Genomic DNA, 25,500 nt, shown 5'->3' with positions numbered 1-25,500 from the left:
ATGGTTGCCAAAAAAATATGAATGTGCAAAGCCAACTCCTTTATATATGGAGTTCTGCCAGAGCATAAGAGATTTATGGTGGCAGAACGAAAGAGGGTTCGCAGACTGGAGAAAGACTTAACCAGCACACCCGAAGGTGTCCCTCTCCCGTCCTACCGCAACGGGAGGGAACGAGGAGTTCACGCACAAAACTATCCCTCAGAAGGAATAACTCTGATACGGTCTTTCATTGCGGTCTGCGACAACCGACTGGCAATGTGGCCAGCACGCAAATGTTAATCTTCAATATTTAAGGTGTCAATGTGAAAATGGCTAGAAAATATTTAAATAATTATTGTTTTTCATTTAATTACATATTTAAGGATAATCTTAAATACTTATTGAATATCTATTTTTAGATCATGAATTAAAGTTTTAAAAACTAAAGTTCCGCATTGTGTATTTCTAGGGAACTTCACTAAATAATGTTGTTATCAGCAATCATTTTCAATATTTCATGCTAGAAGATATTTTTATATTAACAAGTTATTCATGCATTTCATTCATAACTCTATTCAACAAAGCCCTCTAACTCATACTTTTCTAATTTGTTAGTTTATCCCCCATTCCAAATTCAATTTAGAAATGCTTTATTTTTAAAGCAGGTTTGTATATGTCTTCTCCTATCGAACACAACTCTTCAACAGATATAACGGTGAATACGGCTACATGGAGCGCGGTTGTGGTGATGTCTCTATGTTGCGCTGTGCTGATCGCATCTGAATTTATGCCTGTGAGCTTACTTACACCAATTGCACTTGACCTCAAGATGACAGAGGGTCAGGTTGGACAGGCAATTGCAATCTCAGGGATTTTTGCTGTTATTACCAGTTTGATGATAAGTAAACTCACTAGAAACTGGGATAGACGTTCCGTGATGCTTGGGCTAACGCTATTGATGATACTTTCAGGCATCATTATTACTTTTGCCCATAATGCTCTTGTATTCATGTTAGGACGGGCAATTCTAGGAATCGTCATAGGCGGTTTTTGGTCAATGTCCACAGCCATTGTAATGCGATTGGTATCATTCAATGATATACCAAAAGCATTGGGACTTTTAAATGGCGGCAATGCCTTAGCCACTACTATTGCTGCACCTTTAGGGAGTTTTTTAGGTTCAGTCATTGGTTGGCGTGGGGCTTTCTTTTGTATTGTTCCCATCGCCATCATTGCATTACTTTGGCAAGTTAAAACCATGCCCTCACTACCTCCAGTCAAGACTCAACAAATGAGTGGCAATGTATTCCTGTTATTAAAACGGCCTGTGATCTGTTTAGGTATGTTCGCTATCTTGTTCTTGTTTATGGGGCAGTTTGCACTGTTTACTTATTTACGCCCCTTTTTAGAAAAAGTGACTTTGGTGGATGCAAACCAGCTTTCTATGCTGTTATTGATTTTAGGCATTGCAGGTTTTCTCGGTACTTTTATTATCAGTCACATCTTACATAAACATTTGTATCGTTATTTAATCTTGATTCCACTCACAATGGCATTTCTAGCAGGTGGATTTATCTTATTTGGGCATCATGTCTGGATGATTGCAGTGTTGATGGCTTTGTGGGGTTTAATCGGAACATCCGCACCTGTGGCATGGAATACTTGGCTCACCCGTTCCCTGCCTCATGAAGCGGAGACTGGTGGTGGTCTCATGGTCGCTATTATTCAATTGGCAATTACCTTAGGAGCAACTGCGGGCGGTTTACTTTTCGACTGGCAAGGCTATCAGGCAACCTTTATTTTAAGTGCAGTTGTATTGGGGATGAGTGCCCTATTTGCCTCATTTACACGGCGGTATCTGTTAAACGTAAAGTATCAATAACCAGTCTTAAAGCTGGGGATTGTTGTCTCCGATGTGGATAGTATAAATGGTAACCCGAAAACTGGATGCTGTAATCATCCAGTACCTTGACCAGTCGTCCACTACGCAAGTCATCTTCAACCATATCTTCTGGAATATAGGCAATTCCCAGTCCCAACCGTACAGCATCGGCACTGTGATAGGATTCATTAAAGACCCATTGCCCATTAATCTTCATCTTTATTTCCAGTCCATCTTTTTCAAACTCCCAAGCATAGATGCCGCCTTGTGTGGTGAGTCGGAAACCAATACAGGAGTGTTGGGTCAACTCCTGTGGCGATTGAGGCTGACCATGTTTTGCAAAATATTCAGGTGTTGCTACCACAGCCATTTTGACATCATTACCGATCCGAACAGCAATCATGCCCTCTGCGACGCGGCTACCAAAACGGACACCCGCATCAAAGCGTTCAGCCACAATATCCACCATGCCACTGTTTGCCGTTAATTCGATATTAATGTCAGGATAACGCTGGGTTAGCTGTTGGAGTTTTGGCAGCAAAATTTGTCGGATGGCATGGCTACTAGCATTAATCCTGACGGTGCCTGCGGGTGTATCCCTTAACTTACTTAACAAGGAAAGCTCATTGTCGATATGATCGAAACTGGCACTAATGGTTTGCCTTAAACGTTCTCCAGCTTCTGTTGGTGAGACGCTTCTTGTGGTTCTCGTGAGTAACAGCATACCTAGCCTTTCTTCTAGCCCCCGAATGGTATGGCTGAGTGCAGATTGCGAAACACCAAGTTTTCCAGCGGCTTTAGTAAAACTTCCCTCTCGCGTCACCATCAGAAAGGCATAGAGATCGTTGTAATTTTCTTTGGTGATCATAAAAATCAGCTTTTATATTTATTGCTACCTCATCCAGTATAACGCGAAATAAGTCAATTTAATGCATGATTAATGAATACCACTAATAAGTCCATGCTGATTTTTTAGTCTAATCATTCTAAATAAAACCACCTAAACTGTTTTCAACACATGGTTTTAACTGGTTTATACAATGGTCGGTTGGGAATGTGGACAGGAAATAGGCATCTGCATCAATGAATTTAAGGGCATATTAATCATGAATAAAACTCAATATTCCTATGCTTTTGTTGGCTGTTCGATTGTGCTTGTAATTCTTTTGAGCTGCTTTGCCTTAACCACTACCGCTAAACCTAACCTCGACCATCATCCAACTGTGACAAGAGTTTCAAAAATGAAAATTCAAATTGAGGTTGAAGGCTCAGAACAGCCTATTTTTGCAACCTTAGATTCATCACCAAGCACTCAGGATTTTATTAAACAACTGCCGCTTTCATTGAAGCTTAGCGATTATGCATCCTCAGAAAAAATAGCCACTTTACCCCATAAACTCTCAACCCAATCCGCATCCAAAGGTTATGCGGGAAAAACAGGTGACCTTAGCTATTACGCGCCTTGGGGAAATTTAGCAATTTTCTATAAAGATTCTGATGTCGGTTATGCCAATGGGCTTATTTTTCTAGGAAAAATGGAAGACCTGCCAAAAGAGTTTGTGAGTCAGTCGGAATTCACCGTTGTGATTCGCCAAGTGAAATAACTTCCCAATGATGAATAAGTGAGATTGCTATGTCAGTCATTCAGTACAACCAAAAATTTCGTAAATCTGTTTTAGCGGTCATTACGGCAGCAACAGTAGGTTTATTCTCCTCTACCACAGTGATGGCAGCAGATATGTCAAATAATGCAGATAATTTTTATCAAAGCAGTCAAGTCAATATCCAGAAAGTGACTTTTAAAAACCAATACAATATGGCAGTAGTAGGTAATTTGGTGATCCCTAAAGACCTTAAAAAATGGACAAAATCACCTGCAATTGTAATTGGTCATCCCATGGGTGCCGTCAAGGAACAAAGTTCCATGCTGTATGCGCAAAAGTTGGCAGAACAGGGGTTTATCACCTTAGCGATTGACTTGCCATTCTGGGGTGAAAGTGAAGGACAGCCCCGCAATGTGGTTTCTCCTGACATGTATAGTGAAGCCTTTAATGCAGCGGTTGATTATCTAGGCACCCGTGATTTTATTGACCGTGAACGTATAGGTGCTTTAGGAATTTGTGGTAGTGGTAGTTTTGTCATTAGTGCCGCAAAAATTGATCCGCGCATGAAAGCGATTGCGACTGTGAGTATGTACGACATGGGTGCGGCAAACCGTAATGCACTGAATCATTCTCAGAGTTTAGAACAGCGAAAACAGATCATTGCGTCTGCTGCTCAGCAACGTTATGTGGAGTTTACAGGTGGAAAAACTGAATATACCAGTGGAACGGTGCATGAATTAACTCAGGATACTCATCCAATTCAACGTGAGTTTTATGACTTCTATCGTACTCCACGTGGGGAATTTACAGCTAAAGGTGCTGATCCTAAAACAACCACACACCCAACACTTAGCAGTAACATCAAGTTTATGAACTTCTATCCATTTAATGACATAGAGACCATTTCACCTCGCCCGATGCTGTTTATTACTGGTGATCAGGCGCATTCAAAAGAGTTTAGTGAAGAGGCTTATAAACTGGCTGGGCAACCTAAAGAACTGTATTACGTTAAAGGTGCAGGTCATGTTGATTTATATGATCGTGTGAATTTAATTCCATTCGATAAATTAGCAGCATTTTTTGAAAAGAATTTATAGAAAATATTGGATTAAAAACTTGAAGGTGGTTAAGAGCCACCTTTCGGTTTTAATTCGCAGTTCACTTGTCTTTTATATAGGGTAATTATCATAGTTAAGAATATAAAACCATGTTACTATTGTTTTAGTAGTTACATTCAAGTTTATTAATTTCTTATGAGTAAAAATACCAATCTTGAAGTCTGTCCCATTGCAAGAAGTCTTTCAGTGCTAGGCGATGCATGGAGCATGTTAATTTTACGTGATGCCCATGCTGGTTTCACTCGTTTTGATCAATTCCGTAAAAGTTTAGGTATTGCTCCCACAATGCTCACTAAACGTTTATCTGTTTTAGTCGATGAAGGATTACTTGAAAAGCGACAATATTCAGAACATCCGCCACGCGAAGAATATGTACTCACTCAAGCAGGTCAAGATTTTCTACCAGTTTTGTTTGTGATTGGAGCTTGGGGACGGAAGCATAAACCGTTTGAAAATCCTGAAAAAATGCCTATATTCCTTGATGCTGAACAAGGGACTGAAATTAAACCTATCGTGATTGATCAAGTGACTGGCGCCGAAATTGGTACTCGCCCGATTAGTCAAAAATAGCGAATAATTTAAATTAAAAAAAGCACTCTATTGGAGTGCTTTTTATTGATTCTATTTAAAATAAATTAGTTATTTTGCTCGGCTACGTTGGGTGGCATATGTTCCCCAACCACTGAGTAAAACCGATTTAATAAATGCCCATAACCCACTTTCCTTAGGTTTCGGCTCTTTACCTTTCCCAATCCGTTTGAGTTGTTGGGTATACCAAAGTACTTCCATAATCCCCAGACTATCAATTTTTTTGATGCCAGTTTTGATGGGTTGCACTGACTGAAAACCATTTTTTCCTGCCAGTAAAGATTTGGGTACATCAGGTTCAATTGCCATAAGTCTTGCAATTCCAATGACATCACATGCATGTGACTGCAAAGCTTGATCCATACCTTCTACAGTTCGGAATCCACCTGTTACCATCAATGGCGTTTTTACGAGTGTTCTCACTTTTTCTGCGAAATCAATAAAGAAAGCTTCGCGTGCGATTGTCGATGCTTTTTGTGGCGCTTTGGCTACACCAGATTCGTAAGTACCACCCGATATTTCAATCAGGTCAATGCCTGCATTCGCTAATGCCTGAATTGTTTCTAAAGAATCTTGCTCGGTAAACCCACCTTTTTGAAAGTCTGCTGAGTTAAGCTTAATCGCAATAGGAAACTCTTTACCGACTTGTTTTCGGATCTCTGCATAAACTTCCATTAAGAAACGGCGACGTTTTTCTGGTGTACCACCCCACTCGTCATTTCTTAAATTGTGCAAAGGTGACAAAAACTGGTTAATTAGATAACCATGCGCAGCGTGAATCTCAACTCCACTAAATCCAGCCTTTTTACATATCGCAGCGCTACGACCAAAACGCTGAATAATTTCTAAAATCTCTTCGTGTGTTGCTTCATCAGGTGTTGCAAATAAAGACTGCATTTCTGCGCCAAATGGCACTGCCGATGCAGAAATATTCCGTACATTTAATCCTTTCGGTGATTGTTTTCCTGGATGATTTAACTGTGCCCACAATTGAGAACCTTGTTCGGTCACGGTTTTTGCCCATTTCTGTAAAATTGCAAAATCACGCTCATCCTCAACCACCACATTACCAGCCTCACCTAAAGCTTTGCGGTCAATCATAATGTTGCCAGTTATGATCATCCCAATCCCTGATGCGGCCCAACGCTGATATAGCCGAACATGTTTTTCGTTTGGATTATTTGAATAGCTGGCTAAAGTTTCACTGGTTGCAGCCTTCGCTAACCGGTTTGGAATGATGACACCATTCGGTAAAGTTAAAGGCTGATTCAAAAGATTCGTTTTTAATTGCAGATGAGTCATGGCTTATCTCACACAGTTAAAGAGGGTTTTGAATGGGGTTGAATAAAGTCCACTAAACTTTGAAACCACATCACATCCACAAAATTTCCGGTAATGACAAGGTCTTGTGTTTTAAGTGCAGTTAAAAAAGTGTTTACACTGTCTTTCGCTGACAACACGGCAAACCCTTTGCTACCCGTTTTAAACGTAAAGGTAAAACTTGGTGACTTGGTTAGCCCTGAATGAGAGTTAATCTTGCCGTTTTTTACTTCGAAATAGCGGCCTTCACCACTTGCTGTTTGAATCTGAAAGATGACATTTTTATCTTTCACATAAGCTGCGCATTTCGGGTTCTTTTTTACAGCACGCTGCATGAGCTTGGTCAGCATCCACAGCAATAATTTAAATTTCATCATTTTTATCTTCTTGATTCATCAAATTGAATGGACCGAACTCATGGGCATTATTCATCTAAAAACTGTATTGCATGTTTTACGAAGCGTTCAGGGTACTGAAATTGGGCACCATGTCCTGCATCGGGATAAATAAATAGCTGAGCGTTTGGAATGTTAAGTGCCATGTGATATGCATTGATGGTTGGAATCATCACATCATCGACACCATTTAAAATGAAAGTAGGTTGTTTAATCTCACGTAAATGTGCAAAAGGATCTTGTTCATCAAGTTTAGGTAAAAAATGCATATTGGCTTCTATTTGTGCCTGCATGACTTCAACTGAACTTGCTGGATCTTGGTTTTTACGCTCATGGCGACGTTGCCAAAATTCATGACCTGCCTGAATAGCAGCTTCAGATCGGCCAAAAAATAAAAAGAGGAAGTTTTCTTCAGAAGGCACAGCAGTTGTTGCATGCTTCAATACCAAAGCAGCGACTTCTGGATCATCTCCACGTGGTTTACCGCCTCTTGGTCCCGTACCTAAAAGCATGAGTTTTCTGACGAGTTCAGGATGGCGACGTACTAAATCTTGTGCCTGAAACCCGCCCAGTGAAAAGCCTAATAGGTCAACCTGCTTTAAGCCTAATGCACGAATGACTGCTGCCGCGTCGTCTGCCATATCTTCAATGCGAGTACGGGGCTGGCCAGTAGATGAAGCAACGCCGCGACCGTTAAACAAAATGACTTCACGTCCTTGCGCTAAACCATCAGTAATCAGTGGATCCCAATTGTCTAAACCACCTCGGAAATGCTGAAGAAAAAATAGCGGTGGTTGCTCTGTATTTGTATTACCCCATCGACGATAGGCAAAATTTGCTCCATCTACTTCAATGAATTGGGTCTCGGCTGTTTGGTGAGTAATAGTAGTCATTGTCTTTATCCTGAATTTAAGTTTCTGATTAAGCTAATTTTTATTTAGCTAAAAACGTAAGTGATTGTTTTACGAAATCATCATGAAACTGAAATATTCCCCCATGACCTGCATCTGGATAGATAACAAGTGAACTATTAGGTAAGCGCTTTGCTAAATCATAAGTATTTACTGTTGGCACCATTCGGTCATGATCACCATTGGCAACAAGAACAGGTTGTTGAATCACAGAAAGGTCAGCAGGTTTTTTACTTCCCCATTTTTTTAATGCTTTGAGCTGGGCACGATAGGCAGAAATGGTGATTTCTTTATCTCGGTTTTCAGTACGTTCATTAATACGTTGAATAAAGGCTTTTGCAGAAGCTTTACCATTTTCTGTACGAGTGAAAAATAGATAAACCTTAGGGTCTTGACCAGTCACCATTCCACGAACTAAATCCCAATTTGAAATTCGCCCTACGGTACTAATTCCAGTACCGCCCGCAGGGCCAGTTCCCGATAAAATCATTTTTCGAACCAAATTCGGCTGTTTTAATGCAATCTCTTGTGAAATCATGCCGCCCATCGAAAAGCCAAATAAATCAACCTGCTTAAAGCCTTTTGCTTGAATGAAAGTAATCGCATCATCTGCCATTTGTTCAATTGACTTTGCTGGTTCACCAGTCGAAGCACCAACACCGCGATTATCAAATACAACAACATGATGTTTAGCCGCAATTCCATCAATAATTCGTGGATCCCAGTTATCTAGTACAGCAGCTAAATGATTTAAGAAAATGATAGGTGTTCCACCGTTTTGTTGACCATATTCTCGGTAAGCGAAGTTAACGCCACCTGCACTAATAAATTGAGTTGGTACATTCTTCCAATTTGTATCTTGCTCGGCGTGTTGCCCTGCTTGCGGATTGCTAACAGCACTTGATGACACTTTATGTGCCTGAGTTGATGGTTCATTAAAAGAAACCGATGGCACAACCTCTGCCTGAGTTAAGGGAGCACTAAAAATAGATATCGCCGTCAAACTCATAGCAATTGTATTTAATAGAAATTTCATTTGTTTTGATCCTAATACTATTCATTCAACTGATTTAACTGTTTCGATGAGCAATCTATTGAGATTAGCGACGCCCTTCACAGTTACTACTCATTTAATACTTACTATACGACCACATTATTTATTTGTCACTATCTTTTTAGTAGTAACTATTTTATTTTTAGATTATGATGAAAAAATCAAGCCGGAATTCACTCGTTCAGGCGGCAAAGTTTAAGTAAGGAACATGATATGACCAGCAAAGTGGTTCTCATTACAGGTGCATCGTCTGGTATTGGTTTAGCAACCGCAGACCTTTTACATGAGGCAGGATTTATTGTTTATGGCACAAGCCGGCAAGCAAAAAATTCATCAAACTATAAATTTCATCTTATTGAGTTAGATGTGAACCAAGACGAGTCGGTAACGCAGGCCATTGAAAAAGTAATTGCAAATGAAGGTCGAATTGATGTCTTAATTAATAATGCTGGGTTTGCAATAGCACCTGCTGGTGCCGAAGAAAGTTCAATGCAACAAGCGCAGGCTATTTTTGATACTAACTTTTTCGGTGCCGTTCGAATGACTCGTGCAGTGATTCCACATATGCGCCAGAAAAAATCAGGATTGATCTTAAATATCAGTTCAATTCTTGGGCTTTTACCTCTGCCTTTTGGCGCACTTTACTCTGCATCAAAACATGCACTTGAAGGTTACTCTGAATCTTTAGATCACGAATTAAGATCTCAAGGCATTCGTGTGTCACTTATTGAACCTGCTTACACCAATACGTCTTTGGGAGTAAACTTACTCGAAGCAGACAATAAAATTTCTTTTTACGATCAAACGCGTGAAAAGCTACATAAACAAATGATTCATTCAATTAATAAGTCAGATGACCCAAGTGTGGTTGCCAATACAATTTTAGCCGTCATTCAAAGCCAACAGGTCGTACCACGCTACACAGCAGGAAAAACTGCAAAAAACTTAAAAGCGTTAAGACGATTTGCACCTGCAAAGATCTTTGACAAATTAATTCACCGCAGCTTGAAAGTTTAGAACAAACCCAAGCCTATAAAACTTTAAAAATAATTTCGAGAAATAGAGGTTTCAAATGAAAGCAGCCTACATTAGCCGTTATGGCAACATTGATGACGTACAGCTCAATGAACAATCTCAACCACCACTGACAGCAGACGCTGTGCTTGTTAAAGTTCATGCAGCCAGCATTAACCCTCTCGACTTAAGAGTTTTAGAAGGTGAATTTAAGGCAATTCTGCCCGTTCAATTTCCTTTTATCTTAGGTAATGATTTTGCAGGGACAGTCGTAGAAGTAGGCTCGAACGTTACTCAGTTTAAAGCTGGAGATGAAGTCTATGCCAAGACAGATTTAAACGGCGCTTTTGCTGAATATACAGTGGCTCAACAGTCTTCACTGGCACTTAAACCCCAAAATATTTCTATGGAACTGGCGGCTTCTCTCCCGCTTGTTTCGTTGACGGCATGGCAAGCTTTGGTCGAAATTGCGAAAGTTCAAGCAGGACAAAAAGTATTGATTCATGCGGGATCAGGTGGTGTGGGTTCAATTGCGATTCAGCTTGCTAAACATCTAGGTGCAACTGTTGCTACAACGACAAGTGGTAAAAATGCTCGTTGGGTTAGAGAGCTAGGCGCCGACATCATTGTTGACTATAAAACGACAGATTTTGAGCAAGAACTTAAAGACTATGATGTAGTTTTAGATACGCAAGGTGGAAAAACTTTAGAGAAGTCTCTGAATATTCTTAAACGTGGTGGACGACTTATCAGTATTTCTGGTCCGCCTGATCGTGCTTTTGCTGAGGCAATCAAAGTCAACTGGTTATTGAAATGTGTTATCCCGCTTTTAAGTTGGTCAATTCGCAATAAAGCAAAAAAAAGAGGCATCACCTACTCATTTTTGTTTATGCAGCCGAATGGTCAGCAGCTCTCAAAAATTTCCCAATTGGTCGAAGCTGGAAAAATTAAACCGGTAGTCGATAAGACTTATGAATTTAGTGAAATTAAAGATGCTTTCCAATATGTAAATACTGGACGAGCAAAAGGTAAAGTCATCTTAAAAATTTCTGAATAAGATCGGAGATAAATATGAATGATCAATTGTTTGGTCAAACAGGCTTAAATGTCTCACAAGAAGCTAAATGAATACTGGATAAACAGCAAACGATTTTATAGACACTGTTTCGTCAAGCTTGAATTGATGCTAGTCATTTAGAAAAAGCCCATCATTTTTTCTAAATGACTAGAGGTTGTGCTCATTTGATAAATAGCTCAAAAACAGCTCAGCCTTGTGAATCCTAGTATATTTATATTCACGGTGCCGAGTACGTGAATGAACATAATATTGGTTATGTCGTAATCTACGCACGCAGCAATCTTTACCGGCATCTTATTTATGACTGTGGTTTGTGGTAAATCTACTTTTTATTTAATGCTTTCCTTAATGAGCTTAATCGTAAATTAGGATCATAAAAAATAGTTTGTATCACTCTGAATTTTAGGCGAAATATGCTGCTCAACCCACGTTAACCATGTTCTTGTTTTAGCATCAATAAAATGACGCGATGGTAGTAAGGTATAAACACCAATATCAGGTGATCTCCAATCCGCTAAAATGCGACGTAATCTGCCAGTACGTATCGCCTCAATCACCGTAAAGGTTGGAAGCAATGCGATGCCCATATCTTGTTGAACCATGTCCAGTAAGAGTTCTGGTGTATCTGCAATCAATGGCCCTGTAATATCAACTTGATAGGAACAACTCTTTTCACTGACGAGATGCCATTGCGGTGTAATAGATGGGTTCACCAATCTTAAACATGCGTGTTTTTGTAAATCATCTAATGATTTTGGTTCACCATATTTTTCTAAATAGGTTGGTGATGCACAAAGTAATGAAAATATTGTCCCAATTTGACGCGCCATAAATCTTGAGTCAGCCAAAGATTCCGTAAGATATAAACTTACATCAATTCCCTTACCTAAAAGGTCGGGGACATTCTGCGAAGTACGGTACTCAACTGTAAGCTCTGGGTAGGTTTGACAGAACTCGGCCATCATTGGAGACACATAATGATGCCCAAAACTTGCCATACTCAAAACACGTAACTTCCCTTGTGGTTTGGTCGCCATTCCCATCGCCTGCGCTTCAGCTTCTTCTACCATTGCCAGCACTTGACGGCATTGCTCTGCATAAGTTGCACCAATATCGGTCAACGCGTGCTGTCTCGTGGTTCGTTGTAGTAATTTTGTTTCTAAACGCCCTTCTAATTCACTAATAAGTCGGGACACTTGCGCTGTTGTCAGTTCCATCTGCTCTGCGGCAGCGGTAAAGCTTCCACTATCAATGACTTTTAGGAAAGCATGCATTGCATGGAGTAATCCACCATCAAGATTTTTGCGCATAACGTAAATATGTTTTTCTTAATTACGCATTGTTGCACCAGTCTGGATCAATCACAATGACATTAATGTACATACATTGAGCAGTTTTTATTGTCCTAAATGAACTGATCAATCTTTTTTCTAGTATGTCATTTACTCCAAATATTCAACGGGATGTTGAGAAAAGAAAGTAGCTCGAACTACAAAATTCCAAGGAGAAATAAATGAATATCGCGACAAAATTTACTCCACATAAAATTCCAACCAAGGATGTATCACTTGAAGATAAATATTTAAGTGATGACGGTACTGCTTACATGACAGGTATCCAGGCCATGGTGCGTTTACCCCTTGCGCAAACACGGCGAGATACTTTAAACGGTTATCATACTGCTGGTTTTATTTCTGGTTATCGTGGTTCCCCTGTCGGAAATTATGATAATTTTCTCTGGCAAGTTGAAGGCATACTCAAAGACCATCATGTGGTTTTTCAACCTGGCGTAAATGAAGATCTCGCTGCTACTGCAATTTGGGGTACCCAACAAGCCAACCTTGCAGGTCAAGGTAAATACGATGGTGTGACCGCTTGGTGGTATGGCAAAGGTCCGGGTGTAGATCGTTCAGGAGATGTTCTGCGTCATGCTAATCTTGCAGGAACATCAGAGTTAGGTGGCGTGGTTGCCTTCTTTGGTGATGACCATTCTTGTAAATCTTCGAGTATTCCACACCAGTCAGAACATGTCATGATCGGTTGCGGCATTCCAATTTTTTACCCGACTTCCATACAACAAATTCTTGATTTAGGTGTACATGCGGTCGCAATGTCACGTTTTTCTGGTGTATGGACGTCGATGAAGTTAGTCAGTGAAATCGTTGAAACCTCTGCTTCTGTTCATGTGGATTTAGATCGAGTCACTCCTGTTTTACCCAAAAATGTTCAAATGCCTGAAGATGGTGTCAATATTCGTTGGCCAGATCACGGGATTCAACAAGAAGAACGTCTGTATAAATATCGCTTACCCGCTGTATTGGCTTATGCGCGCGAAAATGAACTGAATCAGGTGACATGGCATTGTGCTGATGCGCGTATTGGTATTGCAGCCAGTGGTAAAGGTTATTTAGATACGATTGAAGCCTTACGTATTCTCGGAATTGAAGGCGAAACAGCCCAACAGCTTGGTCTGAGAGTGTATCAAGTGGCTTTAATTTGGCCCTTAGAGCCGCAAGGTCTTCGTGAATTTGCCGAAGGTTTAGAAGAACTGATTGTTGTAGAAGAAAAACGCCCGATTCTTGAAGCACAAATAAAAGATGAACTCTATGCGCTGCCAGATGGCAAACGCCCTCGTGTCATCGGTAAAGCTTGTGATGGCAAAGGCGAATGGAGTACATCGATTGATGAAGCGCCTTTGATTGGTCACTATGAGTTCCAACCTGAACCGATTGCAAAAATGTTGGCCGCTCGATTCTTAAAATTAGATCTTCCTGAAAGTTTAAAAACACAAATTCAAAATAAAGTTGAATTGTTAGAAAAAGCAGAGTACGAGTCACGGCGTGTTCTGGATATTGCAGAACGCAAACCTTTCTTTTGTAGCGGCTGCCCTCACAATTCATCCACTGCCTTACCCGAAGGTAGTCGAGCATTAGGTGGCATCGGTTGTCATTTTATTGCGGTCTCACTGGATCGTGGTACAGAAACGTTCTCGCAAATGGGTGGTGAAGGCGTGAGTTGGGCTGGCGCTTCTCATTTCACCAATGAAAAGCATATTTTTGCCAATCTAGGCGATGGAACTTATTTCCATTCAGGTTATCTGGCCATCCGCCAAGCGATTGCTGCAAAACTCAATATAACCTACAAAATTCTCTACAATGATGCCGTTGCCATGACGGGTGGACAGCATGTCGATGGTCATCTTAGCGTGGCACAGTTAACACGACAATTGGATGCTGAAGGCATCACAAAACAAGTCATCGTCACGGATGAACCAGAGTTGATTCATGCCGAAGAAGGTATTGCGTCTCACGTCGAGATTTACCACAGAAATGAACTAGATGATGTTCAGCGCAAATTACGTGAGATTTCTGGGGTTACAGCATTAATTTATGTTCAAACCTGTGCCAGTGAAAAACGTCGTCGTCGTAAACGCAATGCTTATCCCGATGTTGCAGAGCGAGTTTTTATCAATAGTGAGATTTGTGAAGGTTGCGGGGACTGTTCTAAAAAGTCCAACTGTTTATCTATCGAACCTGTTGAAACAGCGTTAGGAACGAAACGTCAAATCAATCAAAGCAGTTGTAACAAAGACTTTTCTTGTGTCGAAGGTTTCTGTCCAAGTTTTGTGACGGTGCATACCCGCGATATGAAACGTCCAGAAATATTTAAAGGTATAGAAGCTGGCTGGCCAGAAAAACCAATCCTTCCTGAACTTGACCAACAACCCATCCGTATTATGGTCGGTGGTGTGGGTGGTACAGGTGTGGTTACAGCAGGTGCTTTATTGGGAATGGCGGCTCATTTGGAAGGTAAAGCGGCACGTATCATGGATATGGCTGGACTGGCCCAAAAAGGGGGCACGGTTTATTCCTACATACAACTTGCGACAGAAGATGAGCAAATCTCTGCAACCAAAATCCCTGCGGGTCAATGTGATTTATTAATCGGTGCAGATGCGATTGTTGCAGGCAGCAATGCAGCACTGTCTCGCTTAAAAACTGATGCTGTTGTCATCGTCAATGAAGATGGTTCCCCTACTTCTGATTTCCTTGGGTCTCGTGATTGGTATGCCCCAATTACAGATTTGATTCATCGACTTCGTGGTCGAACCACACAGGGAAAACTCACATCTTTACCTGCAACACGAATTGCCACACAAGTGCTGGGTGATGCGATCTTTGCAAATCAGATATTACTTGGTATGGCTTGGCAAGCAGGTCAGATTCCGTTGAAGCGTGAAAGTATTGAGCAGGCAATCCATCTGAATGGCACTGCTGCTGAAAAAAACCTTGAAGCTTTTCGCATCGGTTGTCATCTGATGAATGACCCTGACTTAGCCAAACGCATTATTGCAACCATACCAACAACGCGTAAACCAACCACGTTGGCCGAACTCGTTGAAGATCGTTCTGCGCGTCTGGTCGAGTATTGGAATCAAGATTATGCAACTCAGTATCGAACACTTGTGGAACAAGCTGCCAAAGTATTGCCCGAAGAACTCGCTGGAACCATTGCGACACAGCTATATCGAGTCATGGCCTATAAAGATGAATACGAAGTTGCGCGCTTACTCACAGGAAAAAGCTTTAAACAAACGATTGAAAGCCAGTTCGGTCAAGGTCTACGTTTAACCTATCACTTAGCTCCTCCTGCTTTGGGTGCTCATAGTGCTATACGCAAACGTGCTTTCGGATATTGGATGCGTATTCCAATGATGATTCTTGGTCGATTACAGTGGCTTAGAGAAACATTCCTTGATCCATTTGCTTTACAGCAAGAACGTCAGAAAGAACATGCGTGGCGTGATCGTTATATCGCATTTGTCAACGCGATTAGTTCTGCACCTGAAAATTATGACTTATCTGTTGCTGAACAAATCGCCCAATTACCAGCAGATGTACGCGGTTTTGGTCATGTTAAAATGCAAGCGATGGACACGGCGATACAACGTTGGGATGAACTTTCATTGAGTCTTCGTAAAGAACATGAATAAAGGAAAGGGATTTATCTAAATAAGTAGCTGATACAGGATCAAACTTGGCTGTATTGAGACTCAGGTTATAGATCAGGTTCAGCTACTTTATATTTACAATTTAATAGCTAACATGTCTAAAGCTTGAGTTCACATTTAATTTTTGCACAGACTTTTAAAGTCGAATCCACTTCATTTTCATCAAGATTGAGTTTGCACTTGGTGTCTTGGAAGATTTTTGCGACAGGATCTTTTAAATTCTGACCAGATTCGGTTAATGAAATATATTTTCGACGACGATCAAGTGTATCTACAGCTACTACAATAAAACCTGATTTCTCAAGTCGTTTAATGATTGGGGTGAGTGAACCAAGATCAAACAAAGTTTGCTCACTCAGTTCGCTAGATGACAAGTGATTTTGATTCCAAAGAGCAGCCAACACCAGAAGTTGAGGATATGTTATTCCAAGTTCAGATAATGGTTTGGTGTAGTTTCGCATCATAGCATTCGTCGTCGAATACAGTGTAAAACAGAGCATTTTGTCAAAATTAAATGTATCTAGCATCGAACTCATCTGTTATGTCCTGAAAAAATTAAAAACGATGAACAGCCTCAATTAACACGGACACCGAATCTGGGTTTGTTTCCTTCGAAATTCCATGCCCCAAGTTAAACACAAAACCTGTATCATCTTTTTGTTTTCCGTAAAAAGATGTCATGATTTTATTCACTTCGTTTTGAATGACAGAATCAGGGGCAAGTAATACTGCGGGGTCGAGATTACCTTGTAAGGCAATTTTAGAACCCACTCGCTGACGTGCTAAATCCAGATCAGTCATCCAGTCGAGTCCTAAAGCATTAGCTCCACATCCTGCCATTTCTTCAAGCCATTGACCACCTCCTTTTGTAAAGACAATTGAAGGAACTGAATGCTCACCTAACTGTTTTTTTAAACTATCTAAAATAAAGGTAATGTACCTGAGAGAAAACTCTTGATAAGCAGCTCGACTTAGTAACCCTCCCCACGTATCAAAAATCATGATGGCCTGTGCACCAGCCTCCACCTGACATTTAAGATGCTGTACAACGGCTTGAGCATTTTTTTCTAGTAATTGATGTAAGATTTTCGGGTTGCTATAAAGCATACTTTTTATAATTATAAAATCTTTTGAACCCTGTCCCTCGACCATATAACAAGCCAATGTCCACGGACTTCCAGAAAAACCAATCAGTGGAACTTGACCATTGAGCTCATGACGGCATTGGCTGACTGTTTGATATACGTAAGATAAAGATTCTTGGGAAGGAATCTCTAAATTATTGATCGCTTGTTCAGAACGTATAGGGTTTTTGAATTTAGGCCCATGATTTTCTTCAAAATATAAACCTAAGCCCATTGCATCAGGAATAGTCAAAATATCAGAAAATACAATCGCTGCATCTAAATCATAACGTCGAATAGGCTGCAAAGTTACTTCAGTTGCATAGTCAGGTGTTTTCATTAAATTAATGAAATTTCCTGCCATTTTACGTACTGCTCGATATTCAGGAAGATAGCGCCCAGCTTGGCGCATCATCCAGATTGGTGTTCGATCTAAGGGTTGTTTTTGTAAGGCTCTAATAAAGTTAGTATTTTTAAGCGGTGCAAAGTTTGTCATTTGAGACTCTAATTATATAGATGGGGATTTAGCTAATGCGATTATGATTCGCAGCATTTTTCATTTCTGAAATAGCTTCTTGATAATTAGAAGTATTGAAGATCGCCGTTCCAGCTACGAATGTATCTGCGCCCCATTTAGCAATTTCAGCGATATTACTCGCATTCACGCCACCATCCACTTCAAGACGAATATTTCTACCACTTGAATCGATTAACTTTCGTGCCTCAGCAATTTTAGGAAGAACAGCAGGTATAAATTTTTGTCCGCCAAATCCTGGATTTACCGACATAATGAGCATTAAATCAATTTTATCCATCAGATATTTAGACGAATCAAGCGAAGTTGCTGGGTTGAACACCAAACCAGCTTTGCATCCTAGGTCTTTAATCAGATGAATTGAACGATCTAAATGAATAGTGGCATCAGGGTGAATAGAGATATAGTTTGCACCCGCTTTTGCAAAATCAACGATCAAGGAATCTACTGGTGAAGCCATCAGATGCACATCTATCGGTGCTTGAATTCCTTCAGACCTAAGTGCAGAACAAACTTGGGCCCCCATGGTTAAGTTGGGAACATAGTGATTGTCCATAATATCAAGGTGAATCATATCTGCACCAGAATCTAATACCGACGTCACTTCTTCACCTAAACGGGCGAAATTTGCTGCTAGAATTGAGGGAGCAATCCAAATGTCATTCATATAAAGAGCCTAAATATAAAAATAGTTATCAATGATTTGCAAAAGAGGATTTGATATCCAAAATCATCTCGTGACTTAAGTTTTCTAAATGTAAGCGATGACCACCTTCGTACCCGCTTACTTTTGCATTGTTTCCTAAATACTGGGACTTTGAGCGAAATTTATCACCAACAAATAATCAACTTGTTCCAAGTAGAATAGTCAAAGGACAATAATTGGGTTTAGAAAGCAACCGGCTTGTTCATCAGTCGACTGAATTGGTTCTGATAAAGTGAGCCGAGGATCATGTCGCCATCGTTAAAACATACTTCTGTGTTGCCGCCGTAAGACTTAATTAATTTGACAACCGATAGGTTCGGATTAACTTTGAGCGCATAAAAAATATCAACATATTCTGGCAAAGCATTTATTAATTCTTGGAAGCTTTTTCTTTATTGGCTTTCATCATAAAGTTAGCGTTCCCCATTTTTTTATTTTCAATAAAATATATATAGCACGATTCATTTTAAAAAAATCCAATAATTTGTACTTCTATAATTAGAGCATTATTCTACAAAAATATTACTTTGTGCGCAAAGTAATATTTTGGATAATTGCATCTCAAATGGTTTTATGTCAAATAGGATATTTAAAAAATACTGTCACTAGGTTTAAACAATTGTTTAAAACCTCTTGAGTTTAGGCAGTTATCAGTTTACTTCCGTGCTTAACAAATACTTCTTCGTTGGAAAATTCCGTAATTTGATGATGTGTAATTGACGGTTGCCCTTGCTCATCTTTTAAAGCCAATAATCCAGCGACACCATGACACACAGCCGAAACGCCCCGCCTTGATGATAGATTTGTTCATTTGAGCGTAAGTATCTGATTAAATAAGTGGTAGTGCATTGAGCAAACGCAAATATTTACTTCTTACCACCCAGTTTTTTGCTAGATGCCTGAACAGAGTTTTAACAGCATCAGTTAAGCCGTTATCTTTAGACCTGAGACATCCTTCTGTAAGCAAGTCTGAATGTATTCAGCATAAACCGATAATTTTTCATAAATATGTTCTGCATAAAACATGTCTTCAATCAGTCGGGATGCCTGTTCCAAACTATAACTTCCATTCGCGCAGAGTAATTGTGCGTTTAGTTTTGAAAATTTTTCACATATTTCGATATAAGTTTCATCTTTACGTTTAAACAGTAACTTATGCATGTTAAGTTCAGTACAATCTGTGATTTGGTCATATGGATCAGTTTGAATAATATGAATTTGAATTTTTAAAAATTGCTCAAGTTCCTTTATCTTCTGTCGATTCAGCTTTAAGTCAGTGATCAGATAGATATTGGAGACATCTGTTCTAGAAAGTGCCTTGAGTAAGGAATAATAAAAGAAATCGACAGCATTAAACTCTAGATAACTCAAATCTAAATACAAATTGAGCGCTTCTAGCGCAGCATCTACTTTAAGATTTTGGCTTTTCCCTGTCTGATAATATGGATTTAAAATATTCAAAACAGCATTGGTTGCTGGACTCTGGTAGATGACCTTTTGGTTCAGGTTTGCAAGAACAAAAGGAGAAAATAAATACGCCACATTGTACTGATGTGCTTGAATTGCAGATTGAACAATATAGTGCACTTTAGATTTTGAGAGCTCGCGTAAGACTTTAGCCCGAAGTAATGTTGCCTCTAAATTGACATAGTGTTGCGCAAGCTTCTTTTGCAGTACTTCGGAAAAAATTTCATTTTCAACAATTTCAGGAATACTGTTTAAACTCTGGGTTACAAACATTTCATTAGCGACCAAATCTATTCATATTGATCTATTCTTATCTCATTTTATCCTGATAAGTAGCTACAAGAATATATAAATAAAATATAACAGAAGTTTCAAATACGATTGGTTCTGTTATATTTTTATTATTGGCATTTTGTACCTACAGCTTGAGTTTATTGTCCTGCAAAATCTAAGCAATTATTCAAAGTAGGTAGTTTTTATGAAACGATCTATAGTTTGTCATTACACTGCACTACGCTGTGTTTCTCTCAACCCTCTTTGCTATGGTTTGCAGTGGAGGTTCCTATGAGCCTCGGGTTAACTGCGCTAGAACTGGCTAGAATTCAATTTGCTTTCACCGTTTCTTTTCATATTATATTTCCAGCCACCTCGATAGGTTTAGCCTGCTTTCTAGCCCTGCTTGAATGGAAATGGTTACGTACTCAAAATCCAATTTATAAAGATCTCTTCAAGTATTGGATCAAAATTTTTGCTGTGGCTTTTGCTATGGGCGTTGTCTCTGGCATCGTCATGGCATATCAATTTGGTACCAACTGGAGTGAATTTTCACGAATTTCGGGTTCCATCACAGGGCCTTTGCTCACTTATGAAGTCCTCAGTGCTTTTTTCCTTGAAGCGGGCTTCTTAGGTATCATGTTGTTCGGCTGGGGACGTGTGCATCCCAAAGCCCATTTTTTTGCAACCCTTATGGTCGCTATTGGAACCTGTATTTCCATGTTTTGGATTTTGTCATCCAATAGTTGGATGCAGACACCACAAGGCTTTGCCATAGAAAATGGCATTATTGTGCCTACTGACTGGTGGGCTATTGTATTTAATCCCTCTTTCCCATATCGCTTTGCACATATGGCAACGGCAGCATTCCTTGTGTCCTCATTATTGGTGGTGGGCACTGCTGCATGGCATTTACTCAAAGGGCGCCGTGATGAATTGGTAAAAAAATCCTTTTCGATGGGTCTATGGATGGTGCTTGCAACTTCCTGTCTGCAAGTAGCGATTGGGGATCAACATGGTTTGAATACCTTAGAGCATCAACCCAGCAAATTGGCTGCGATAGAAGGTCATTGGGAAACCAATCATGATCATGGAATGCCTTTACTGTTATTTGCCTTACCTGATATGGAAAATGAACGGAATATGATGGAGATTGGTGTGCCTAATTTAGGTAGTTTAATTCTCACCCATTCTGTAGATGGCAAAGTCACAGGCTTAAAAGATTTTGCCCCTGAAGATCGCCCACCTGTTCCCGTGGTGTTCTGGAGTTTCCGCGTGATGGTGGGGCTCGGCATGCTGATGGTGTTAATGTCACTCACCGCATTATGGTTGCGTAAAACAGGCAACCTATATGAAAGCAGTTGGTTTCATAAGTTCGCCACGATTATGGGACCAACGGGTTACATCGCCTTACTTGCAGGTTGGGTCACAACAGAAGTTGGTCGTCAGCCTTGGGTCGTCTACGGCGTTTTGCGTACCAAAGATGGCTTGTCCATGACGGTCACCGCTAATCAAGTGGGTATCAGTTTAATTATTTTTGTACTGGTCTATACCGTTGTATTTGGTGCAGGCATTTACTACATGTTGCGTTTGATCAAAGCTGGTCCAACCGCTATAGACAGGATAGATACGCATCCCACAGGTGTGGGGCATTTTAAAACACCAATGCGACCTTTAAGTGCGGTTGATGAAGCTATCGATACGACCGAAGGCCGACCAAACGATAATAACCTTGATCACAAGGAGAAGCACCATGATTGATTTGGCTTTAGTTTGGGTCGGTATTATTGGGTTGGGTGTATTAATTTATGTGGTCATGGATGGTTTTGACCTTGGCATAGGTATTCTTTTCCCATTTATTCAAGGGCAACCAGAACGCGATGTAATGATGAATACGGTTGCACCTGTATGGGATGGCAATGAAACTTGGATGGTTTTAGGCGGAGCAGGATTATTTGCCGCCTTTCCTTTGGTTTATTCAACGGTTCTATCTGCACTGTATATGCCAATCATTCTGATGGTCGTGGCATTGATTTTTAGAGGCGTGGCTTTTGAGTTCCGTTTTAAAGCACATCGCACCAAACACTTGTGGGATTTAGCGTTTATAGGGGGTTCTTTTTTCTCAAGTTTCTTCCAAGGTGTCATTTTAGGTGCTTATATTCAAGGGATTGAAACTCAGAATGGCATTTATAGTGGTGGTGCACTCGATTGGTTAACGCCATTTTCGATATTTGTCGGGTTTGGCGTTGTAATTATGTATGCAGCCTTAGGTTGTGCATGGCTGATTATGAAAACCGAGGCAGATTTACAACACAAAATGTATGGCTTGATGCCCAAGCTGATCATGGTTTTATTGGTTGTATTTGGCGCGGTCAGTTTGTATACACCATTGAGCCATCCAGAAATTGCGCAGCGTTGGTTTAGCCTGCCGAATCTTTATTATTTTAGCCCTGTGCCTGTTTTGGTTCTGATTTTATCTGGATTAATTCTTAAAGCTTGTGCACAGCAAAAAGACGTTCAACCGTTTGTTTTTACACTAGGTTTAGTCTTCCTCGCATTTACAGGCTTTGTGATTAGTTTGTGGCCAAATATCATTCCTCCTTCTGTATCCATCTGGCAAGCAGCGGCACCTGAATCCAGTATGAAATTTGCATTGGTGGGCGCCATCATTCTAATTCCAATTATTTTGATCTACACCTTTTTGTCCTATTGGGTATTTCGTGACAAAGTGCGTATAGGTGATGAAGGCTATCATTAATGGAGATAACGACAATGCAAAAATTGCAAAATCGATTAAGTCCAACAGCATGGTTTATTTTATTATGGTGTTTAGGTTTCTTATCACTTGGCTTAATTGCTGGATTCTTTAGACTTTTATTAAGCTTTGCATATTAATCATAAACCTCCTACTTTAAACTTTGGGTAGCTGTGTGAATACAGCTATCCATTTCTTATATGAGCATGACACCTTATGTATAAATCAGAACAACTTGCACTAAGTCTAAAACATCTGATTGAAACGGGGACTTGGAAGCCACACGAAAAGCTTCCTTCTTTACGCCAACAAGCCGAAGCATCAGGATTTAGCCTGATTACTGTCATGAATGCATATCAAGAACTCGAAGCACAAGGACTTATCTATTCAAAAGAGAAATTAGGCTATTTTGTGGCTGAAAATCCGTTACAGGTTGCCTTGGCCAAAAAAGTTGTTTTGAATGAAAAAATAGAAATCAACTCTTTGGTTTTTAGATATTTAAAATCAATTCAATCGGAAAAAATTGTGCCTTTGGGGAGCGCATTTCCGAATAGTCAATTACTTTACTCCCCTAAGCTGATGCAAACCTTAGCGCAACAGGCGAAGCATCGTATTAGCTATGAACAAACGCCGAGTTTGCCTCCTGGTAATTATGAATTAAGAAAACAGATTGCCCAACGTTATTGCATGCAAGGCATTCCAACCGATCCTTCAGACATCGTCATTACTTCTGGCGGGTTAGATGCTTTAAATCTATCACTGAAAGCCATGACTCAAGCAGGCGATTATATTCTTCTACAAGAAACTATTTTCTATGGTGCATGGCAAGCTGCTGAAAATTTGGGTTTAAAAGTCATTACTATTCCAGAGCATCCCGAACATGGCTTAGATTTGGAAGCCTTTAAAAAAGCAATCACAACCTACCCCATTAAAGTTTGTTTGCTTATGCTGAATAGCCACAATCCAATTGGATTTACGGTGAATGAAGACATAAAATTTGAACTGGCAAAACTCTTACATGAGCATGAAATTTATTTAATTGAAGATGATGTTTACGAGGAGCTTTATTACGATCAAAAAAAGCCACTTTCAATGAAATATTATGATCAGCAAAATTTGGTACTACACTGCTCTTCTTTTTCTAAAACGCTGGGTGCGGGCTTTCGTGTAGGTTGGGTCTATGCAGGAAAATTTTCTGAACATATACAGCATCTGCAATTAATGAGCACCATTTCGGTGAACTCCTTTATTCAAAATGCACTGGCAGATTATCTGACGCATCGCCATTACGAAAAACATTTAAAAAGCTTGAGAAATACACTGAAACGGTTAAAAAACCAATATTATCAATATCTAATAAAGGCTTTGCCCGAAGACTGTCAGGTCAGTTATTATCCATCAGGCTATTTTCTATGGATTACCCTACCAGAACATATCGATAGCAGTCGCATTTATGAAAAACTGATTTTGAATGATATTGGTGTGGCACCCAGTATTCTTTTTTATCGAAAAAATAAAAAGCAAAACCATATTCGTATCAACTGTTCTTTCGAAATGAACGATGAAATGATCAAAAAATTAGATATTTTTATCGCCCAGATTTCAGAGCGATAGCTCATTTTTGTCAGCAAATATATAAAGATTTATCCGATTCGTTCCGAGCAATATAAATATGTAAAGTGTTTATCTATTTATAAGCGGGCTTTATATTGCGACAAGGAGAGCTTAGTTTAAAAAATATTCCCAGATAATGAAGCCGATGAAGAACCCGAGAAATGAATATAAGGTAATGATAAAGAATACAAACCATGCCTTATTTTTTTTAAGTAAAAAATTCATTGTGAATACCTAGAGCTGCGCTAACTTTGTGGTTATTTTACTACCTATAAAATTTAACAATAGGTACAGTTCACGCTGAAATCAATATAACAGATAGGATATGTATATCATTCAAAACATTGGTTTTTAGCTTATTGCTGTATCTTGAAAAATAATCGATAGAATGCTTTATATTTCTTGAACAGAAATATCCGTGATTTGATCAGAATTCTGATAATGGGATTGCAAAAGTAGCGCCAATTCCTTTGCTCTTTTTTCCGTATAATGACAATTACCATCATTTAAGCTAGTCAACCACTCTGGAAGCGAACCTAGTATGGTTTGCTTACATTCGCGAGTGCCATAATACACTTCTCTGCCCGATTGCTTAGCAATAATGATAAAATTTGACATAAGGAATATCCTAAGTCACGGAATAAATTTAGAGGCGTTGTTTTGAACAACATCCTCAGTTTTTGTCTTCATCACCTGTAGTGATTCACAGTTAATTTTATTGATACAGCTCTCTATTTTTGATCATTTTGTGATTAAGCCTACTTTATTAATTTAACAATTTTACAGCCATAAAAGAAGTCTATATTGAATGTGAACCTTGCCTAAGCTCATTGCTAGCACAGCGTGCTTTTGAATAGATGACTATTCTTAAGTTTTAATACTGCAAAAAAGCTGTGTAATCATAGGAATGAGAACACATATGTAATTAAGCGACTTTCGGCAATGCTGAGTTAAACAGAAAAAATTCTTATGTAACATAAGTTTTACTCTATAAATTCCGAATTAATTGATAAAAATTGAAGAAAGTGATCATCAATTACACAAAAGAATTAGAGACTACCAAACATAAGGA

22 protein-coding genes are annotated in these 25,500 nt (G+C 39.6%); 10 read left to right on the top strand and 12 right to left on the bottom strand.

The genetic code is table 11. The features are described 5' to 3' along the window. Nucleotides 1-652 precede the first annotated feature (652 nt). The gene (locus DCO44_RS14310; protein WP_116763042.1) at nucleotides 653-1,861 is read left to right on the top strand and encodes an MFS transporter; all 1,209 of its coding nucleotides are present in this window, start codon (nucleotides 653-655) and stop codon (nucleotides 1,859-1,861) included. Here DCO44_RS14310 and DCO44_RS14305 read toward each other — a convergent pair. After that, nucleotides 1,824-2,729, bottom strand: coding sequence for a LysR family transcriptional regulator (locus tag DCO44_RS14305; protein ID WP_116763040.1), 906 nt, complete (start codon nucleotides 2,727-2,729; stop codon nucleotides 1,824-1,826). The genes DCO44_RS14310 and DCO44_RS14305 overlap by 38 nt on opposite strands. Nucleotides 2,730-2,967: 238 nt before the next feature. On the opposite strand from DCO44_RS14305, the gene DCO44_RS14300 reads away from it, so the two are divergent. The 3 genes from DCO44_RS14300 to DCO44_RS14290 all read left to right on the top strand — a co-directional run bounded on the left by DCO44_RS14300 (nucleotide 2,968) and on the right by DCO44_RS14290 (nucleotide 5,153). Continuing rightward, nucleotides 2,968-3,465 carry a cyclophilin-like fold protein gene (locus DCO44_RS14300; RefSeq protein ID WP_116763038.1) on the top strand — a complete coding sequence of 166 codons (498 nt, stop codon included), beginning with the start codon at nucleotides 2,968-2,970 and terminating at the stop codon, nucleotides 3,463-3,465. A gap of 29 nt (nucleotides 3,466-3,494) precedes the next feature. Next, nucleotides 3,495-4,562, top strand: coding sequence for an alpha/beta hydrolase (locus tag DCO44_RS14295; protein WP_116763036.1), 1,068 nt, complete (start codon nucleotides 3,495-3,497; stop codon nucleotides 4,560-4,562). 156 nt (nucleotides 4,563-4,718) lie between these two features. Beyond that, nucleotides 4,719-5,153: a winged helix-turn-helix transcriptional regulator gene (locus tag DCO44_RS14290; protein ID WP_116763034.1), complete on the top strand. Its 435-nt coding sequence runs from the start codon at nucleotides 4,719-4,721 to the stop codon at nucleotides 5,151-5,153. Nucleotides 5,154-5,222: 69 nt separating this feature from the next. Here the strand turns inward: DCO44_RS14290 and DCO44_RS14285 are convergent, their stop codons facing one another. Genes DCO44_RS14285 through DCO44_RS14270 form a run of 4 tightly spaced genes read right to left on the bottom strand, consistent with a single transcriptional unit; the run spans nucleotide 5,223 to nucleotide 8,833 of the window. Beyond that, on the bottom strand, nucleotides 5,223-6,473 hold the full coding sequence (locus DCO44_RS14285) for an NADH:flavin oxidoreductase/NADH oxidase family protein (protein ID WP_116763032.1): 1,251 nt from the start codon (nucleotides 6,471-6,473) through the stop codon (nucleotides 5,223-5,225). Between the two features lie 8 nt (nucleotides 6,474-6,481). Continuing rightward, a complete protein-coding gene (locus DCO44_RS14280; protein WP_116763030.1) occupies nucleotides 6,482-6,868 on the bottom strand; it encodes a helicase in 387 nt (128 codons plus the stop codon). Between the two features lie 47 nt (nucleotides 6,869-6,915). After that, the gene (locus DCO44_RS14275; protein WP_116763028.1) at nucleotides 6,916-7,779 is read right to left on the bottom strand and encodes an alpha/beta fold hydrolase; all 864 of its coding nucleotides are present in this window, start codon (nucleotides 7,777-7,779) and stop codon (nucleotides 6,916-6,918) included. Between the two features lie 40 nt (nucleotides 7,780-7,819). Beyond that, nucleotides 7,820-8,833, bottom strand: a complete 1,014-nt coding sequence (locus tag DCO44_RS14270) for an alpha/beta fold hydrolase (protein ID WP_116763026.1) — start codon at nucleotides 8,831-8,833, stop codon at nucleotides 7,820-7,822. A gap of 231 nt (nucleotides 8,834-9,064) precedes the next feature. Between DCO44_RS14270 and DCO44_RS14265 the strand changes: the two genes are divergently transcribed. Continuing rightward, nucleotides 9,065-9,868 (top strand): oxidoreductase, encoded by an 804-nt coding sequence (locus tag DCO44_RS14265; protein ID WP_116763024.1) that lies wholly within the window; start codon nucleotides 9,065-9,067, stop codon nucleotides 9,866-9,868. 55 nt (nucleotides 9,869-9,923) lie between these two features. Further along, nucleotides 9,924-10,922, top strand: coding sequence for an NADP-dependent oxidoreductase (locus DCO44_RS14260; protein WP_116763022.1), 999 nt, complete (start codon nucleotides 9,924-9,926; stop codon nucleotides 10,920-10,922). 392 nt (nucleotides 10,923-11,314) lie between these two features. On the opposite strand, the gene DCO44_RS14255 is transcribed toward DCO44_RS14260, so the two are convergent. Continuing rightward, nucleotides 11,315-12,253: a LysR family transcriptional regulator gene (locus tag DCO44_RS14255; protein ID WP_116763020.1), complete on the bottom strand. Its 939-nt coding sequence runs from the start codon at nucleotides 12,251-12,253 to the stop codon at nucleotides 11,315-11,317. 203 nt (nucleotides 12,254-12,456) lie between these two features. Between DCO44_RS14255 and DCO44_RS14250 the strand changes: the two genes are divergently transcribed. Further along, nucleotides 12,457-15,936, top strand: coding sequence for an indolepyruvate ferredoxin oxidoreductase family protein (locus tag DCO44_RS14250; protein ID WP_116763018.1), 3,480 nt, complete (start codon nucleotides 12,457-12,459; stop codon nucleotides 15,934-15,936). A 116-nt stretch (nucleotides 15,937-16,052) separates the two neighbouring features. On the opposite strand, the gene DCO44_RS14245 is transcribed toward DCO44_RS14250, so the two are convergent. From DCO44_RS14245 to DCO44_RS14215, 4 genes are all read right to left on the bottom strand, one after another. Continuing rightward, nucleotides 16,053-16,490, bottom strand: coding sequence for a MarR family winged helix-turn-helix transcriptional regulator (locus tag DCO44_RS14245; protein WP_116763016.1), 438 nt, complete (start codon nucleotides 16,488-16,490; stop codon nucleotides 16,053-16,055). 19 nt (nucleotides 16,491-16,509) lie between these two features. Next, entirely contained in the window at nucleotides 16,510-17,574 is a 1,065-nt protein-coding gene (hemE, locus tag DCO44_RS14240) for a uroporphyrinogen decarboxylase (RefSeq protein WP_116763014.1), read from the bottom strand. 28 nt (nucleotides 17,575-17,602) lie between these two features. Continuing rightward, nucleotides 17,603-18,280, bottom strand: a complete 678-nt coding sequence (gene rpe / locus DCO44_RS14235) for a ribulose-phosphate 3-epimerase (RefSeq protein WP_116763012.1) — start codon at nucleotides 18,278-18,280, stop codon at nucleotides 17,603-17,605. 963 nt (nucleotides 18,281-19,243) lie between these two features. Then, the gene (locus DCO44_RS14215; protein ID WP_116763010.1) at nucleotides 19,244-20,059 is read right to left on the bottom strand and encodes a hypothetical protein; all 816 of its coding nucleotides are present in this window, start codon (nucleotides 20,057-20,059) and stop codon (nucleotides 19,244-19,246) included. A 291-nt stretch (nucleotides 20,060-20,350) separates the two neighbouring features. Here DCO44_RS14215 and DCO44_RS14210 point away from each other — a divergent pair, with 291 nt between their 5' ends. From DCO44_RS14210 to DCO44_RS14195, 3 genes are all read left to right on the top strand, one after another. Further along, on the top strand, nucleotides 20,351-21,820 hold the full coding sequence (locus DCO44_RS14210) for a cytochrome ubiquinol oxidase subunit I (RefSeq protein ID WP_116763008.1): 1,470 nt from the start codon (nucleotides 20,351-20,353) through the stop codon (nucleotides 21,818-21,820). After that, a complete protein-coding gene (gene cydB, locus DCO44_RS14205) occupies nucleotides 21,813-22,817 on the top strand; it encodes a cytochrome d ubiquinol oxidase subunit II (RefSeq protein WP_116763006.1) in 1,005 nt (334 codons plus the stop codon). The genes DCO44_RS14210 and cydB overlap by 8 nt, the downstream gene beginning before the upstream one ends. A 213-nt stretch (nucleotides 22,818-23,030) precedes the next feature. Further along, nucleotides 23,031-24,428, top strand: a complete 1,398-nt coding sequence (locus DCO44_RS14195) for a PLP-dependent aminotransferase family protein (protein ID WP_116763002.1) — start codon at nucleotides 23,031-23,033, stop codon at nucleotides 24,426-24,428. 111 nt (nucleotides 24,429-24,539) lie between these two features. Here DCO44_RS14195 and DCO44_RS14190 read toward each other — a convergent pair whose 3' ends face one another. Both DCO44_RS14190 and DCO44_RS14185 read right to left on the bottom strand, forming a co-directional pair. Further along, complete coding sequence (locus DCO44_RS14190; RefSeq protein WP_116763000.1) at nucleotides 24,540-24,653, bottom strand: hypothetical protein; 114 nt, start codon at nucleotides 24,651-24,653, stop codon at nucleotides 24,540-24,542. Between the two features lie 168 nt (nucleotides 24,654-24,821). Beyond that, a complete protein-coding gene (locus tag DCO44_RS14185) occupies nucleotides 24,822-25,046 on the bottom strand; it encodes a hypothetical protein (RefSeq protein WP_116762998.1) in 225 nt (74 codons plus the stop codon). Nucleotides 25,047-25,500 lie beyond the last annotated feature (454 nt).

Origin of the sequence: Acinetobacter sp. AM (genome assembly GCF_003105055.1) — a bacterium.
GTDB lineage: Bacteria > Pseudomonadota > Gammaproteobacteria > Pseudomonadales > Moraxellaceae > Acinetobacter > Acinetobacter tibetensis.
The sequence above is the reverse complement of the archived record's forward strand: the minus strand, read 5'-3'. Positions and strand labels throughout refer to the sequence as shown.